The organism is Luteimonas gilva, from assembly GCF_005239095.1.
GTDB lineage: Bacteria > Pseudomonadota > Gammaproteobacteria > Xanthomonadales > Xanthomonadaceae > Luteimonas_C > Luteimonas_C gilva.
In genome coordinates this window covers 345,151-359,360 of sequence record NZ_SZUA01000002.1, presented here as the reverse complement: position 1 = coordinate 359,360, position 14,210 = coordinate 345,151, and the positions used below count along the sequence as shown (strand labels likewise).

The following is a 14,210-nucleotide window of genomic DNA, read 5'->3' as shown; positions in this document are numbered from 1 at the left end:
ACTCCTCGGCCGAGCGATATGGAGTCCCAGGTGCGTCCCATCAAGCCGTTGGCGATCCGCGCCTACACCGCCACCACCGCGCTGGGCCGCGGGCGCGAAGCTCAGGCCGGCGCTCTGCGCGAACGCCGCAGCGGCCTGCGCCGCAACGATTTCGGCAAGGCCCCGCTGGACACCTGGATCGGCCGCGTCGACGGCTTGGAAGACGAAGCCCTGCCGCCGGCTTGGGCGATGTGGGAATGCCGCAACAACCGCTTGGCCTGGCTGGCCCTGCGGCAGGACGGGATGATCGAGGCGATCGAGGCGGCGCGCGAGCGCTACGGCGCCGATCGCGTCGCGGTGGTGCTGGGCACCTCGACCGCCAGCATCGGCGCGACCGAAGAAGCCTACGAACGGCTGCAGGACGGCGCTTTTCCCGACGAGCTGGCCCGTCCGCAAGTGCACACGCCGCATTCGCTCGGCGGTTTCGTACAGCAGGCTCTGGATTTGCGCGGCTCCTGCGTGACCGTGGCCACCGCTTGTTCGTCCAGCGCGAAAGTGTTCGCGCAGGCTTCGCGCTTGATCGAAGCGGGCCTGGCCGATGCGGCTGTGGTCGGCGGCGTCGACACCTTGTGCGGCAGCGTGCTGTTCGGTTTCAACTCGCTGGAATTGGTGGCGGCGCAGCCCTGCCGTCCGTTCGACGCCGCGCGCAACGGTTTATCGTTGGGCGAAGCCGGCGGATTCGCCCTGCTCGAGCGCGCCGCGGCGGACGACGCCGGCCTGCAGCTGCGCGGCTACGGCGAATCCAGCGACGCGCACCATATGTCGGCGCCGCATCCTGAAGGCTTGGGCGCGGGCCTGGCGATGCGCGATGCGCTGGCGCGCGCGGGCATAGCCGCAGGCGAAGTCGATTATCTGAACTTGCACGGCACCGCGACGCCGGCCAACGACGCGGTCGAAGCGCGCGCCGTCGCGGCGCTGTTCCCCGCCTCGCTGCACGCCAGTTCCACCAAGGGCTGGACCGGGCATACGCTCGGCGCGGCGGGGATCGTCGAATCCGTCTTCGCCCTGCTCGCCCTGGAACGCGGCTTCTTGCCCGGCATCCTCAACAGCGACACGCCCGATCCGGACAACGGCCCGCAGATCCGCTTCGGCAACGCCGAACGCGGGATCCGCTACGCGATGAACAATTCCTTCGGTTTCGGCGGCAACAACTGCTCGCTGGTGTTCGGGCGGGCATGAGCATGACATTCGAGGTTTTTCCGACCTTGGCTTATGTAGGAGCGGCTTCAGCCGCAAGCTCTTATCGCACGTCAAATCGATCTCACCGAAAAAGCTCGCGACTGAAGCCGCTCCTACAAAAAGCGGGCGTCGTCGAAAAGGTGATGGCGTGACCGCACTGTCCGCTACCCTCGAAGGCATCGGCTTCTGGTGCAACGGCCTGCCTTCCTGGCAAGCGGCGCGCGACTACGCGCGCAGCGGCGTCCTGCCCGAAACCGCGCCCGCCAAGCCTTCGCCGCAACTGCTGCCGCCGAACGAACGCCGGCGCGCGCCGGATACGGTAGCGGTGGCGCTGGAAGTGGCGCTGGCGGCGTGCAACGACGCCGAGCGCGACCCGAAAACGCTGCCTTCGGTGTTCGCGTCCACCCACGGCGAATTCGCCATCACCGACTATATGGCCGCGACCCTGGCCGCGGATCCGCGCGCGGTCTCGCCGACGCGCTTCCACAATTCCGTGCACAACGCCGCCGCCGGCTATTGGACCATCGGCACCGGCTGCATGGCGCCGACCACCGCCATCACCGCCATGGACGCCAGCTTCGCCGAAGGCCTGATCGAAGCGCTGGCGCAACTCGCGGCCGGCGAGGATGCGGTGTTGTTGGCCGCATACGACAGCGCTGCGAGCGGACCGCTGACCACGATGTGGGACAGCCGCGGTTTGCTCGGCGGTGCGCTGGTGCTTTCGAACGCCGTGCGCCCCGGCGCGCTGCGCCTGCGAGCGACGCTCGGCGCGGGCGAAGCGCCGGCCTCCGCGGGACCCTTGATGCGCATGGCCGCGGCCAATGCGATGGCGCCGATGCTGCCCTTGTTCGACGCGCTGGCTGCGGTCAAAGACCAATTAGACGCGGCGCATACGCCGGGTTCGGCGATACTGCACGCAGGACCCGGGCGCGTGCTGCGGGTGGAGTGGACGAATGCTTGACCGCGACCAAGTCGCCGTCGTGATTCCCGCGCTGAACGAAGCGCTGCGGATCCGCGAAGTGGTGGAAGGCGCGTTGGCACAGTGCCCGAACGTGATCGTGATCGACGACGGTTCCGACGACGGCACCGCCGAACGCATCGCCGACCTGCCGGTGACGCTGTTGCGCCATGCGCAACGCCAAGGCAAGGGCGCCTCGTTGCGCGACGGCTTCCGCGAAGCGCTGCGCCAGGGCCGCGCCGGCGTGCTGACCATGGACGGCGACGGCCAGCACGTCGCCTCCGATCTGCCGCGCTTGCTCGACGCGGCCAACCGCCATCCCGGCTGCATCGTGATCGGCGCGCGCCTGCGCAAGCGTTCGCAGCAGCCGACCTACCGCCGCCTGGCCAACGAATTCGCCGATTGGGGCGTGGCTTGGGGCACCGGCTACCGCATCGCCGACAGCCAGAGCGGCCAGCGCTTCTATCCGGCCGAGGTGATGGCGCTGCAGGACGTGCCCGGCGAGGATTTCGTATTCGAAGCGCAGATCCTGATTTCCGCCGCGCAGCAACTAGGTACGCGCTGCGTGTCGGTGCCGATCGAATCGCGCTACAAGAGCGTCCACAGCGGCGAGCAATTCCGCGCCAGCCATTTCAAGCCGGTCCGCGATTTCACCCGCATCACCTGGCATATCGTCTGGGGTTGCCTGAAGCGCGGCGGCGTGCCGGCGGTGTATCGCAGCATCCAGGCGCATCCGGCGCTGATCGACGATCCGACCGGGGAATTCGGGACGGTGTACGAAGCGGCTCCGGCGCAGGCGCGGCGGGCTTGAGTCCGATGCTCCGTCGTTCCAGCGAAAGCTGGAACCCATTTTGCTTTGCTGCTCGCCAGTACAAGAAGCAACGGCAAAAATGGATCCCGGCTTTCGCCGGGATGACGATCTCGTTTTACCCAGCCTTCGGTAAGTAGGACGTTTAATGCAGCACAGCCACTTACTCCTGCAAATCCTGATCATCCTCGCCGTCGCCCGCGCCTGCGGCTGGCTGCTGCGCCATTTCGGCCAGCCTGCGGTGATCGGCGAAATGGCGGCCGGTTTCGTGCTGGGCCCGATCGTGTTCGGCGCTTTGTTCCCCGAATTCCATGCGAGCCTGTTCGCGAAGGACTCGTTGCCGGGATTGACCGCGCTGTCGAACCTGGGCCTGGTGCTTTTCATGTTCGTGGTCGGCGCCGAACTGCGCGCGCCGGACGGCGTGCGCGCGCAGCTGAAATCGGCCGGCGCGGTCGGCGTTTTGGGCGTGCTGGTGCCGATGGCGCTGGGCTTGGCGATTTCGCCTTGGCTGCATCCGACGCTGGCGCCGGCGGGCGTCGGCTTTTGGCCGTTCGCCTTGTTCATGGCTTCGGCGATGTCGATCACCGCGTTCCCGGTGATGGCGCGCATCCTCAAGGACCGCGGCATGACCCAAACCGGGCTCGGCCGGTTGGCGCTGAGTTCTGCGGCGATCGCCGACGTGTTCGCCTGGGTGATGCTCGCGCTGGTGCTGGCCTTGGCCGGCGGCGGCTATGCCGACTTCGTCAAGATCGCGGTCGGCGCACTGGTCTTGTGCGCGGTCGTGTTCGGCGCGTTGAAGCCGCTGTACGCCGCGCTGCTGCGCAAGCATGCGCCGGACGGGCGGCCCGGGCTGATGCTGCTCGCGGCGATCTTGATCGGCGCCATCGCCTGCGCCGCCGCGACCGAATGGCTGGGCCTGCACGCGGTGTTCGGCGCCTTCCTGTTCGGCGCCTGTTTGCCGCGCGACGATCGCCTGCTGCGTTACTTGAGCGAGCGCGTGGAATTCATCGCGGTCGTGCTGCTGATGCCGATCGTGTTCGCCCTGGCCGGTTTGAACACGCGCGCCGACGCTTTCGCCGGTCCGGCTTTGTGGGCTTTGCTGCTGATCCTGGTCGTCGCGGTGCTGGGCAAGATCGCCGGCGGCGCGGCCGGCGCGCGCCTGGCCGGTTACGGCTGGCGCGACAGCCTGGCCGCGGGTTCGCTGATGAACGCGCGCGGCCTGATGGAGCTGATCGTGATGAAAGTTGGACTGGACGCGGGCCTGATCGGCCCTGAACTGTTCACGATGCTGCTGGTGATGGCGATCGTGACCACGGTGATGACTGGGCCGCTGCTGAATCTGTTCGCCGGACGCGCGCCCGCGCCCGTCGGCGGGCACGCGCCGCGCGACGGCGCCTGACCGCGCTTACCGGCGCTGCGGCGGCGGCGGATTCGCGACCCAGATCGCCAAGCCGTAGGCGTACTTCTGGCTGGGGGAAATGCTCACGCCGACGCCGCCGCTGCTGAAGCCGCGCCCGCCGATGCGGCCGCCGCCCGCGCCGACGCCAACGCTGCTGCCGCCGTAGCCGTCGTCGGTGCCGGTCAGCAGCACGCCGTTGGCGCCGAGCTTGCCCGCTTCCTTGCGCAGCTTGGCGATCACCGAATTCATCTTGTTCTGCTCGCCGTAGGTGAAGGCGCCGCTGCCGGTCTGCAGGCGCGCGATCTCTTCGTAGCCGGTGGAGGGCGCGGAGAAATAGACGCGCACCTGGGCCGGATCGATCGGCGGCCGCGGCCGGCCGGTGAGCAGGTGGGAACTGGCGCAGGCGGCCGCGCCGAGTACCAGCGCGAGAAGGGCGAAAGCGCGGAGAAAACGCATGGCGGCAGGCTCCATTTTGGCCTGAGGCGATCATCGCGCCGCGCGCCTGAACCGGGCTTCATCCTGTAGCCCGGGTGGAGCGCAGCGATACCCGGGGAACACGCCGCGCGACAGGTATCGCCTTCGGCTCCACCCGGGCTACGTATCCCGCATCAACTCATTCCGCCGTCGATGCCGATCACTTGGCCGTTGATGTAGCCGGCGTCGGCCGAACACAGGAAATTCACCAGCGCGGCGACTTCCTCCGGCGTGCCGGCGCGGCCGCCGGGCACGAGCCGCTTGATCGCCTCTTCGCCGAAGACGGCGTCGGTCATGCGTCCGGCGATCACCCCCGGCGCGACCACGTTGACGGTGATGCCGCGCGAAGCCATTTCCCGCGCCAGCGACTTGCTGGCGCCGTGCAGCGCGGCCTTGGCCGCGGCGTAGTTGGCTTGGCCGCGATTGCCGAGCACCGCCGCCACCGACGACACGCTGACGATGCGGCCCCAGCGCGTGCGCGCCATCGGCAGCAGCAGCGGCTGGGTGACGTGGAAGAAGCCGTGCAGGGACACGTCGATCACCCGCTTCCATTGCGTTGCCGACATGCCCGCCAGCGGCGCGTCGTCGTGGATGCCTGCGTTGTTCACCAGGATCTGGATCGGCCCTTGGCGCAGCAGGCTTTCGATCGCGCTGCGCGTCGCGTCGCCGTCGGCGACGTCGAACGCGACCGCTTCGGCGCTGCCGCCTTCGGCCGCGATGTCCGCGGCGACCGCTTCGGCGCGTTCGGGGTTGGCGTTCGCGTGCACGATCACATGCGCGCCGGCCGCCGCGAGCCGCCGGCAGATGGCGCCGCCGAGATCGCCGCTGCCGCCGGTGACCAGGGCGCGTTTTTGCGTGGAATTCATCGGCGCATCGTACCGTAGCCCGGGTAAGCGCAGCGCACCCGGGGCCATGTCGCGACGTGTTCCCGGGTGCGCTGCGCTTACCCGGGCTACGCGAACATCACCGCAGCGCGGCCCTCGGCGATGATTTCGCCGCCATGGAAGATGCGGAACGCGTACTGCTGGCTGCCCTCGCCTTGCGCGAGCGCCTGAGCTTCGCACTCCAAATCGCCGGGCAGATCGTCGATGCGCGCGACGCGCAGCTCGACGCCGCGCAACGCCACCAGCAGACCGGGTTTCGCCGCCGCGCCGGAATCGCGCGCCAGCAGGCCTCCGTGCACCGCCATCGCCTGCGCGCCGTATTCGCACAGGTGCACGGCGCGCAGCCGGCCTTGCGAGCGCAGCGGATGGGCGGGGTCCCGATGGGTTTTCGTGCGAAGGCGAACCGAATCCGCATTCCAAGCGATCACTTCGTTCCACAGGCACATCGCGCCTTGGTGCGGAATGAGGGCCAGGATTTCGTCGCGTCCGATCATCGCCGCCAGAATACCGGTTTCGCCCGCTTCTTTTCAGCGCCACGGCTTTTGTAGGAGCGGCTTTAACCACGAGCTTTTTCCTTCAAATCGCGGCATTGCGGCGATTTCAGAGAAAAGCTCGCGGCTAAAGCCGCTCCTACAAAAAACGCTCCTACGCGCCTTTCGCCGGCTGCCGGGAAACCAGCAACGCCAGCGCGAAATTGAACGCCACCCCCAGCGCCACGGTGCTGCCGATCGCGCGCAGCACCGGAATCGACGACCAGGCCAGCAGGGCGAACACCAACAGCGTCATCAGGCTGCAGACGATCAAGGCGTGCAAAGTGCGCAACTGGTCGGCGTAATCGTCGCCGGCGTGGTCGAAGAACAGCGCGTAATCCAGGCCCAAACCCGCGGCCAGGATCAGCGACACCAGATGGAACAAGGTCAGCTCCACGCCGCAGGCGCGCAGCACGGCCAGAATCAGCAATGTGGTCAGCGCCATCGGCAACAGCACGCGCAGCACCCGCCGCGGCGTGCGCAGCGCGATCCACACCGTCGCCACCAGCAGCACCGCGGCCGCGGCCAATGCGGCCAGCACGCGGCCGCGATAAGCCGTCACCAATGTCTCAGAAGCGTCCTTCAAATCCAGCAGCTGCGCGCCGTGCGCACGCGCGGCGGCGGCCACGGCCGCGGGATCGGACAGGCCGCTCAGCGACACCAAAGCGGTCGCATGATCGCCGCCGCGCAACAGCAATCCATCGACGCTGGTCGCCAACGGCGTGCCGGCCAGATCTCGCGGGGTGAGCGGCGCCGCATGCCGCGCGGTTTCGACATCGCTCAGGAAACTTTCGAAAGCGTCGCTGCGGAACGGACTCGCCGCCACCGCGGCGTCGAGCGTTTCGCGCAGCGCCGCCGGCTCCGGCAGAGCGCGTTGCCGCGCGGTTTGGACCGCGGCGCTGGGCAGATAGCGCGCGGCGAGGTCGTAGCCGGCGATGGTCTTCGCGGCGGCCAGGCGATCGAGCGCCGGCCGCAACCGTTCCGACGCCTGCAGCGCGGCTTCCGCATCGGCGCCTCGCACGGCGATCACGTAACGCACGTCCGGCGCGCCGAGCGCGGTGCGCAGTTGCGCGTCGCGCGCTAAAGCATCGGCCGGCACCGGCGTCAGTTTGGCCAAATCGTTCTGCCAAAACGGGCCGGGCGCGAAGGCGAGCGCCAGCAGCGCGGCGCCGGCCAATACCGCCAACGACCAGCGCGGGCGCGGCAAGCGCGCAACGCTGGCCCATAGCCGCGCCAGCAAACGCGAATCGGCGAAATCGCGCGGGGCGGGATCGATCAAGGCCGGCAACAGGAAGCGCGTCGTCAACGCAGCGGTCGCCAAGCCCGCGATCGTGAACACCGCCAACTGCTTCAATCCGTCGACGCCCGAAAACAGGAAAGTGACGTAGGCGATGCAGGTCGAGGCCACGCCGGTGGCCAATGTCGGCCACAGCGCGCGCGCGTTGGCGCGCGGCGACAAGCCCGGGCGCTGATGGCTGAACAAGTGGATCGGATAATCCTGCACCACGCCGATCAGGGTGAAGCCGAACGCGACGGTGATGCCGTGCACGCCGTCGAACAGCAGCGCGACGGCGCCCAGCCCCGCCAAGCCCGCGCTCGCCAGCGGCAGCACGCCCAGCAGCGGCGTTTTCCAGCTGCGGTAGGCGATCCACAGCAGCAGCACCAATCCGATCGTGTCGATCGTGCCGATCCACTGCGCCTCGCTTTGGGTGCGGCCGCCGATTTCGACCGAGAACGCGCCCGGGCCGGTCAACAGCAATTGCGATTTCGCTTCGGCGCGCGATTTTTCGAACGCGTTGCGGATCGCATCGACCGCGGCCTGCTGCCCGGTCGGATCGAAGCCCGCGGCGCGCGTCTGCGCGACGAGCAGCGCGCGCTGGCCGGCGCGGTCGAACCAGACGCCGTGCAATCGCTGCGGCGCCTGCGCCGGCTGCAAGGCTTCGGCGATCTTCAGGGTTTCCAAGGTCGGATCGGCGCCAACCAGCGGTTCGATCAGCGCCGCCGCGGGCGAGCCGAGATCCTGTACGCGCGCTTCGAGTTCTTGCTGCAGGTAGGCCCGATCGAAACGCTGCGCGTCCAAGGTCGGCGACAGCAGATACCGATACGGGCGCAAGCGTTCCGGAATCGCGTCCAAACCGGCGTCGGCGCCGTTGGCGACCAGGGCGAAGGCGGGATTCTCCGCCAGCTGCGCGCGCATCGCGTTCGATTGCGCCGCCAGCGACGGCGCGTCGGCGCCGGTCAGGCCGATCAGCAACAAGCGCGATCCGGGGCCTTCGCCCAGCTCGTCCATCAACAGCTTTTGCGCCGGCGTTTGCGCCGCTGGCATGAACTTGCGCAAGTCGCCGCTGAGCTCGAGATGCCGGCCGATCGCCCAGCCCGCCACGCCCAGCAAGGCCAGCCACAGCAGCGCCAGAGCCAGCCGCGCGCGTGCGCTCATCGCCGTGCGGTCGCCGTCATTTCGCGTCGCCGCGGCACAAGACCTGCAGCGCATCGGAGGCCGTCGCGGCTTGCGCGGCGCGCGCGGCGCCGGCCAACAAAGTGCGTTGGGTTTCGCCGCCGTTCGCCGCATGCGTTTCGATGCAGCGCAATTCCGCGCCGCGGCCGTACAAGGCGACGTCGCGCACCTTCGCCGCCAGCGCGGCGTCCTTCGGCGCCAAAGTCATCGTCCACTGCTGGCGCGTGCCTTGCGCGGCGACGCGGTAGAACTTCTCCAGCGCGGCGCGATCGCCGGACAGCAGCGCGCCGAAGCTGGCCTGCAGACCGGCCAGTTCCGGCGCGCGCGACAGCGAGAAGCGGCGCGGCGATTTGCCGGCGCGGGCGATGGTCGCTTCGCCGGCGCGGATCGTCGTGGTCTCGGCGTACGGCGCGCGCACTTCGCGGACCAGCGTGTCCGCATCGGGACGCGAATACACGCCGGACAGGCGCAGCGGCTGCTTGAGCAGCTTGGAATCGCGCAGCTCGACGAAATCGGTGCTCGTCGGCGCCGGCCGCGCCAACTTCTGCAGTATCCAGCCCGCGTCCGCGGCCTGCGCGAGCGCCTCAGGCGCGTTGCTGGCGCAGGCGGCGGCGCACAGCATCAGCGCTGCTGCCCGCATCCGAAGCTGCGGTGTCTTGTTGGCCGTCATCGTCGCGTTTCCAGAAATCGTAGAAGTTGAACCAGTTGTAGGGCGCCGAACGCGCATGGTGTTCCAGGCGGGCCGCGTAGCGCGCGGCGCAGGCGTTGAGCACCCGCGCACGTTCCTTCCGCTCCACCGCCTCGCCTTCGCTGAAGGGTTCGAAGGTCAAATCGTAGCGGTTGCCGCCGCGGTACAGCCCGAACGCCAGGCTGACCGGCACCTCCAATGCGGCCGCCATCAGCCAAGGCGAGGACGGGAACGCCGCGGTATCGCCCATGAAGGGCGCATGCAGCACCGATTCGCCCGGATACACGCGATCGGCCAGCAAAGTGACCAACGCGCCCGCGTCGATCGCTTGCTTGATGGCCAAAGCCACTCCCAATCCGCCTTGCGACGCGTCGATCACTTCGGCGGCGACCTTGGGATTCAGCTCTTCCAACAATTGCGTCATTGCCGGCGTCTGGCTTTTGTCCAGCACCACGCGCACCTGCAGATCGGGCCGCGTCTGCGCCAACCCGCGCAGCGCTTCGAAGCTGCCCAAATGCGACCCGATCAGCAGCACGCCGCGTCCGCGCTCGGCTTGCGCCAGCACGCCCTCCGCGCCGCTGACCCGCAGATCGAAGCGGCGCATGTCCGCATCGCCGAGCAGGAAGACGCGGTCGAGGATGGTCGCGGCGAACGTGTGGATATGGCGCGCCACATCCCACAGCGTCGCCGGCCGGCCCAGCGCCCGGCTCAGGTAGGCGCGCGACGCGCGCCGTTCCGGGCCGCGTTTGATCAGGAAATACAGCGTGATCGGATACAGCGCCAGACGCGCCGGCGCGCGGCCGAAATAGCGGCTGAAGCCGCGGATCAAGCGGATCGCGAACTGTCCGCCGCCTTCGGGGCGCTGCCGCCAGGCCGTGCTCACTCCGCAGCGACCTCGCCGCTGGCGATCAATTCGTCGCCGCGGAATATCCGGAACCGCCAGCGCCGCTCCTGCGTTTGCAGTTCGATCCGCGCCGTTTCCTCGGGCAGCAGCGGGCGCAGGAATTTGGCTTGCGGCAAACGCAGCGCGCCGACTGGCGCGCCTTCGGCTTCGATCGCTTCCAGCACCCGGTCGAGCAAGACCACGCCGGGCACGACCGGCCGGCCCGGAAAATGGCCCGGCAGGCTCGGGTGGTCGGCGGGAACGCGGAAATCCATGGCTACAAGCATGGTCGGCCGGCATGAACGCCGCAAGACCGGCCGTTCAACGCAGGAAATCGCGCCAGAACGCCGGTCCCAGGCCGCGCAGGCGGCGCAGGAAATCGGCGAAATTGTGGTAGCGGCCGGGGAAACGGCGCTTGCGGATCGCGAATTCGACGGCGAAGAAACCGCCGATGATCCCGTAGTTGAAGATGTTGGCGAACCACGACCATTGCGTCTCGGTCACCGTCAGCGGCGGATGCGCGCCGAATTGCGCCAGCAAGCCGTCCGGCACCGCGATCAAGGCCAGGCCGAGATTCAGCGAAGCCAGCACGCCCAACGCGATCGCCCAGGCGGCGGTGAGGCCGCGCGTGTAGCGCAGCAGTTCCGGCGACGGCGGCTCGTCTTCCATCGCGGCCACGATCTTGCTGATCAGCGGCGTGCGGCCGGATACCAGGCTGCGTCCGAACCAGTACGCGACCAGCGCGACGAACGCCGTGGGCACCAGCAGGATCGGCACTTGCGCGTAGGGCGACCGCGCCAGCCACAACAACGCTGCCAATCCCGCCGCCAGCGCGGCCCAGGCCCAGAACCGCCGCTGCGACAACGGCGCGGCCAACAGCATCAGCAACAGGATCGCCAGCGCGCACACGGCCAGCGGCCCGTCGTGGCGCGCGCTGGCGATGTGCGCGACCACCGAATAGGCCAGCGCCAACGCGATTTCGAGGATCAGGATCAAACCGACACCGCCCGGGGACCGGAGGCCGATCGCGCTCAGGCGGCGACCTTGTGCTGTTCGATATGGGCCGCCAGCGCGCGCAGCGTCGCGAACGCGCGCCGGTTCTCTTCGCTGTCGGACTTGAGCTGGAAGCCGTAGCGTTTGCTGATCGCCAGCGCCAGCTCCAGCGCGTCGATCGAATCCAGGCCCAGGCCGCTGCCGAACAAGGGCGCTTCGGGGTCGATGTCGGCGGCGGCGACGCCTTCCAGGTTCAGGCTTTCGATCAGTAGCTGGGCCAGTTCTTGCTCGGCGTGGCTTTGGGTGGGCATGCTCGGTTCCGGATGAATGGTTTAAGGGCCGCGTCCGGCGGCCTTCCGCCCGCGTCCGATGGCGGCCGCGAAGGGCCGCGCTATCATTCGCGCCTGCGAAATGATCGCATGGCCAGGCAGTTACCGCGAATGACCCCAACCCCTGTGGAGACGGACGTACTGGTGATCGGCGGCGGCCCGGCCGGCTCGACCGCGGCCACCCTGCTGGCGCGCAAGGGCTGGCGGGTCGTTCAGCTGGAGAAATCCCAGCATCCCCGTTTCCACATCGGCGAGTCCTTGCTGCCGATGAACCTGCCCATCCTCGAACGCCTGGGCGTGCTGGAGCAGGTGAAGGCGATCGGCATCCACAAGCCGGGCGCGGAATTCCCGGTCGACGAAGTCAACTACAACACCTTCCGCTTCGAGCGCGCGCTGAACCCGAAATTCCCGTACGCCTACCAGGTCATGCGCGAGGAATACGATCAGCTGCTGTTCGAGCACGCGCGCGCCAACGGCGTCGACGCGCGCGAGAAAGTCGAAGTGCTGCGCATCGATTTCGGCGCCGACGGCCGCCCTTCGCTGGCGCACGCGCGCGACGCGGACGGCAACGAGCTCGCGTTCAAGCCGCGCTACGTGGTCGACGCCAGCGGCCGCGACACGTTCTTCGGCAACAAGTTCAAGCTCAAGCGCAAGAACCAGGCGCACCAGTCGGCGGCGATCTTCAGCCACTTCAAGGGCGTGCGGCGCCGCGACGGCGAAGACGCCGGCAACATCACCGTGCAGCGCTTCGCCCACGGCTGGATGTGGCTGATCCCGCTGCGCGAGGACGTGATGAGCGTGGGCGCGGTCTGCTTCCCCGAATACCTGAAGCAGCGCCGCGGCGAGAACGAAGCCTTCCTGATGAAGACCCTGGAATCCGAGCCGCAGGTCTGGGCGCGGATGCAGGGAGCCGAGCGCGTGGCGCCGGTGCACGTGACCGGCAACTACTCCTACACCTGCAACCGGATGACCGGGCCGGGCTGGGTGATGGTCGGCGACGCCTACGCCTTCGTCGACCCGGTGTTCTCTTCCGGCGTGTACCTGGGCATGAACAGCGCCGAGACCGCGGCCGACGTGGTCGACGGCGCGTTGCGCGATCCGTCGCGCGAAGCCGCGCTGCAGCGCGGCATGGAAAAGCGCATCCGCCGCGGCCTGAAACACTTCACCTGGTTCATCTACCGCTTCACCACACCGGTCATGCAAGCGTTGTTCAACGAGCCGCGCAATTTCTGGCAAGTGGAGCAGGCGGTGATCTCGATGCTGGCCGGCGACGTGTTCGACAACCGCGCGGTGCTGCGCCGCCTGCGCCTGTTCCGCGCGATCTACGCGATGACCGCGCTGAGCATGGCCCCGCGCGCGTTCCGCGGCTGGCTGCGGCGCAAGCGCCAGATCGGCGTGGACGTGCGCGGCGACACCTTGCAACAGGGCAATCCGTGAGCGCGCAGCCCCAGCCTCTGCGCGCGCCGCGGCTGCAGGTCGATTACGTCTGGAATACGACGCCGGCCGCGCTGCTGGCGGGCGAGGACACCTTGGCGGTGTTCGGCTTCGGCGGCGACGCACCGGCCGTCGACGATCCGCGCTACCTGCGCGTGCCGCTGCAGCCTTACGGCGACGCGCCTTTCGAAGTCTGGCGCGCGCAGCGCCCGATCGAGCGCGGTCGCGACGGCGAAATCGCCTGGTGCGGCGACGGCTACCTGCAGTTCGGCGCGATCGAAGTCGACGAAAGCGCTTATGCCGGCGCGGGCGAGGACGCGATCGTCGAAGCCGCCGCCCATGCCTACGCGCGCCTGACCGCGTTCGTGCGCGACAGCGGCTATCCGCACATGCTGCGGATCTGGAACTACCTGGACGCGATCACGCTCGGCGACGGCGACGCCGAACGCTACCGCCGCTTCTGCGTCGGCCGCGCGCGCGGCCTGGGCGAGTTCGACACCGCGCGCCTGCCGGCCGCGACCGCGATCGGACGCTGCGACGACGACCGCGTGCTGCAGATCTACTGGCTCGCCGCGCGCACGCCGGGCACGCCGGTGGAGAACCCGCGCCAAGTCAGCGCCTACCGCTATCCGCGCCAGCACGGCCCGCAGGCGCCGAGCTTCGCCCGCGCCATGCTGCCGCCGACCCAGGGCGGCACACCGCTGCTGCTGTCGGGCACCGCCAGCGTGGTCGGCCACGTGTCGCAGCACGAAGGCGAACTGCTCGCCCAGCTCGAAGAGACTTTCGCCAATTTCGACAGCCTGCTCGGCGCGGCGCGGCAGCGCCAGCCGGCCCTGCCCGTGCGCTTCGGCGCCGGCACGCGGTTGAAGGTGTACGTGCGCGACGCGCACGACTTGCCCACGGTCGCGCAGGCGCTGCAAACCCGGTTCGGCGACGCCGTGCCGCATATGCTGCTGCATGCCGCGATCTGCCGGCGCGAGCTGTGCGTGGAGATCGACGGCGTCCACGGCTGACCGCCTCGGCTTTATTGTAGGAGCGGCTTTAGCCGCGAGCTTTTTCTCTGAAACCGCCGCGATGCCGCGATTTAAAGGAAAGAGCTCGCGGCTAAAGCCGCTCCTACAAAAGCAGCGCGTCCGACCCTTGAACGACGGCTGGGC

15 protein-coding genes are annotated in these 14,210 nt (G+C 68.8%); 6 read left to right on the top strand and 9 right to left on the bottom strand.

Annotated features, from left to right (window positions below):
* The first annotated feature begins 39 nt into the window (after window positions 1-39).
* The 4 genes from FCE95_RS09585 (at window position 40) to FCE95_RS09570 (ending at window position 4,383) form a co-directional block, all read left to right on the top strand.
* Entirely contained in the window at window positions 40-1,218 is a 1,179-nt protein-coding gene (locus FCE95_RS09585; RefSeq protein ID WP_137267552.1) for a beta-ketoacyl-[acyl-carrier-protein] synthase family protein, read from the top strand.
* A gap of 148 nt (window positions 1,219-1,366) precedes the next feature.
* A complete protein-coding gene (locus FCE95_RS09580; protein WP_137266802.1) occupies window positions 1,367-2,179 on the top strand; it encodes a beta-ketoacyl synthase chain length factor in 813 nt (270 codons plus the stop codon).
* The gene (locus tag FCE95_RS09575; protein WP_137266801.1) at window positions 2,172-2,987 is read left to right on the top strand and encodes a glycosyltransferase family 2 protein; all 816 of its coding nucleotides are present in this window, start codon (window positions 2,172-2,174) and stop codon (window positions 2,985-2,987) included. The genes FCE95_RS09580 and FCE95_RS09575 overlap by 8 nt, the downstream gene beginning before the upstream one ends.
* Before the next feature lie 145 nt (window positions 2,988-3,132).
* The gene (locus tag FCE95_RS09570; RefSeq protein ID WP_137266800.1) at window positions 3,133-4,383 is read left to right on the top strand and encodes a cation:proton antiporter; all 1,251 of its coding nucleotides are present in this window, start codon (window positions 3,133-3,135) and stop codon (window positions 4,381-4,383) included.
* 6 nt (window positions 4,384-4,389) lie between these two features.
* On the opposite strand, the gene FCE95_RS09565 is transcribed toward FCE95_RS09570, so the two are convergent.
* The 9 genes from FCE95_RS09565 to FCE95_RS09525 form a co-directional block, all read right to left on the bottom strand.
* On the bottom strand, window positions 4,390-4,839 hold the full coding sequence (locus tag FCE95_RS09565) for a hypothetical protein (protein ID WP_137266799.1): 450 nt from the start codon (window positions 4,837-4,839) through the stop codon (window positions 4,390-4,392).
* Window positions 4,840-4,991: 152 nt separating this feature from the next.
* Window positions 4,992-5,723 carry a 3-oxoacyl-ACP reductase FabG gene (gene fabG / locus FCE95_RS09560; RefSeq protein ID WP_137266798.1) on the bottom strand — a complete coding sequence of 244 codons (732 nt, stop codon included), beginning with the start codon at window positions 5,721-5,723 and terminating at the stop codon, window positions 4,992-4,994.
* Window positions 5,724-5,809: 86 nt separating this feature from the next.
* Window positions 5,810-6,235, bottom strand: a complete 426-nt coding sequence (locus FCE95_RS09555) for a hotdog family protein (RefSeq protein ID WP_137266797.1) — start codon at window positions 6,233-6,235, stop codon at window positions 5,810-5,812.
* A gap of 151 nt (window positions 6,236-6,386) precedes the next feature.
* Window positions 6,387-8,708, bottom strand: a complete 2,322-nt coding sequence (locus FCE95_RS09550) for an MMPL family transporter (RefSeq protein ID WP_137266796.1) — start codon at window positions 8,706-8,708, stop codon at window positions 6,387-6,389.
* Window positions 8,709-8,724: 16 nt separating this feature from the next.
* Complete coding sequence (locus FCE95_RS09545; protein ID WP_137266795.1) at window positions 8,725-9,348, bottom strand: LolA-related protein; 624 nt, start codon at window positions 9,346-9,348, stop codon at window positions 8,725-8,727.
* On the bottom strand, window positions 9,311-10,297 hold the full coding sequence (locus tag FCE95_RS09540; RefSeq protein WP_137266794.1) for a lysophospholipid acyltransferase family protein: 987 nt from the start codon (window positions 10,295-10,297) through the stop codon (window positions 9,311-9,313). The genes FCE95_RS09545 and FCE95_RS09540 overlap by 38 nt, the downstream gene beginning before the upstream one ends.
* The gene (locus FCE95_RS09535; protein ID WP_137266793.1) at window positions 10,294-10,572 is read right to left on the bottom strand and encodes an ApeI family dehydratase; all 279 of its coding nucleotides are present in this window, start codon (window positions 10,570-10,572) and stop codon (window positions 10,294-10,296) included. Before FCE95_RS09535 ends, FCE95_RS09540 begins: the two co-directional genes overlap by 4 nt.
* Before the next feature lie 46 nt (window positions 10,573-10,618).
* Entirely contained in the window at window positions 10,619-11,293 is a 675-nt protein-coding gene (locus tag FCE95_RS09530) for a COG4648 family protein (RefSeq protein ID WP_223266844.1), read from the bottom strand.
* Between the two features lie 35 nt (window positions 11,294-11,328).
* Complete coding sequence (locus FCE95_RS09525; protein ID WP_137266792.1) at window positions 11,329-11,601, bottom strand: phosphopantetheine-binding protein; 273 nt, start codon at window positions 11,599-11,601, stop codon at window positions 11,329-11,331.
* Between the two features lie 129 nt (window positions 11,602-11,730).
* Here FCE95_RS09525 and FCE95_RS09520 point away from each other — a divergent pair, with 129 nt between their 5' ends.
* Window positions 11,731-13,056 (top strand): NAD(P)/FAD-dependent oxidoreductase, encoded by a 1,326-nt coding sequence (locus tag FCE95_RS09520; RefSeq protein ID WP_137266791.1) that lies wholly within the window; start codon window positions 11,731-11,733, stop codon window positions 13,054-13,056.
* Window positions 13,053-14,066, top strand: a complete 1,014-nt coding sequence (locus FCE95_RS09515; protein WP_189644715.1) for a chorismate transformation FkbO/Hyg5 family protein — start codon at window positions 13,053-13,055, stop codon at window positions 14,064-14,066. Before FCE95_RS09520 ends, FCE95_RS09515 begins: the two co-directional genes overlap by 4 nt.
* The last annotated feature ends 144 nt before the right edge of the window (window positions 14,067-14,210 follow it).

Bases quoted from the DNA above. Each gene is read 5' to 3' on its own strand.
- fabG (WP_137266798.1), bottom strand. From the start codon at position 5,723: ATGAATTCCACGCAAAAACGCGCCCTGGTCACCGGCGGCAGCGGCGAT.
- FCE95_RS09525 (WP_137266792.1), bottom strand. From the start codon at position 11,601: ATGCCCACCCAAAGCCACGCCGAGCAAGAACTGGCCCAGCTACTGATC.
- FCE95_RS09520 (WP_137266791.1), top strand. From the start codon at position 11,731: ATGACCCCAACCCCTGTGGAGACGGACGTACTGGTGATCGGCGGCGGC.
- FCE95_RS09575 (WP_137266801.1), top strand. From the start codon at position 2,172: ATGCTTGACCGCGACCAAGTCGCCGTCGTGATTCCCGCGCTGAACGAA.
- FCE95_RS09545 (WP_137266795.1), bottom strand. From the start codon at position 9,348: ATGCTGTGCGCCGCCGCCTGCGCCAGCAACGCGCCTGAGGCGCTCGCG.
- FCE95_RS09570 (WP_137266800.1), top strand. From the start codon at position 3,133: ATGCAGCACAGCCACTTACTCCTGCAAATCCTGATCATCCTCGCCGTC.
- FCE95_RS09535 (WP_137266793.1), bottom strand. From the start codon at position 10,572: ATGGATTTCCGCGTTCCCGCCGACCACCCGAGCCTGCCGGGCCATTTT.
- FCE95_RS09550 (WP_137266796.1), bottom strand. From the start codon at position 8,708: ATGAGCGCACGCGCGCGGCTGGCTCTGGCGCTGCTGTGGCTGGCCTTG.
- FCE95_RS09565 (WP_137266799.1), bottom strand. From the start codon at position 4,839: ATGCGTTTTCTCCGCGCTTTCGCCCTTCTCGCGCTGGTACTCGGCGCG.
- FCE95_RS09555 (WP_137266797.1), bottom strand. From the start codon at position 6,235: ATGATCGGACGCGACGAAATCCTGGCCCTCATTCCGCACCAAGGCGCG.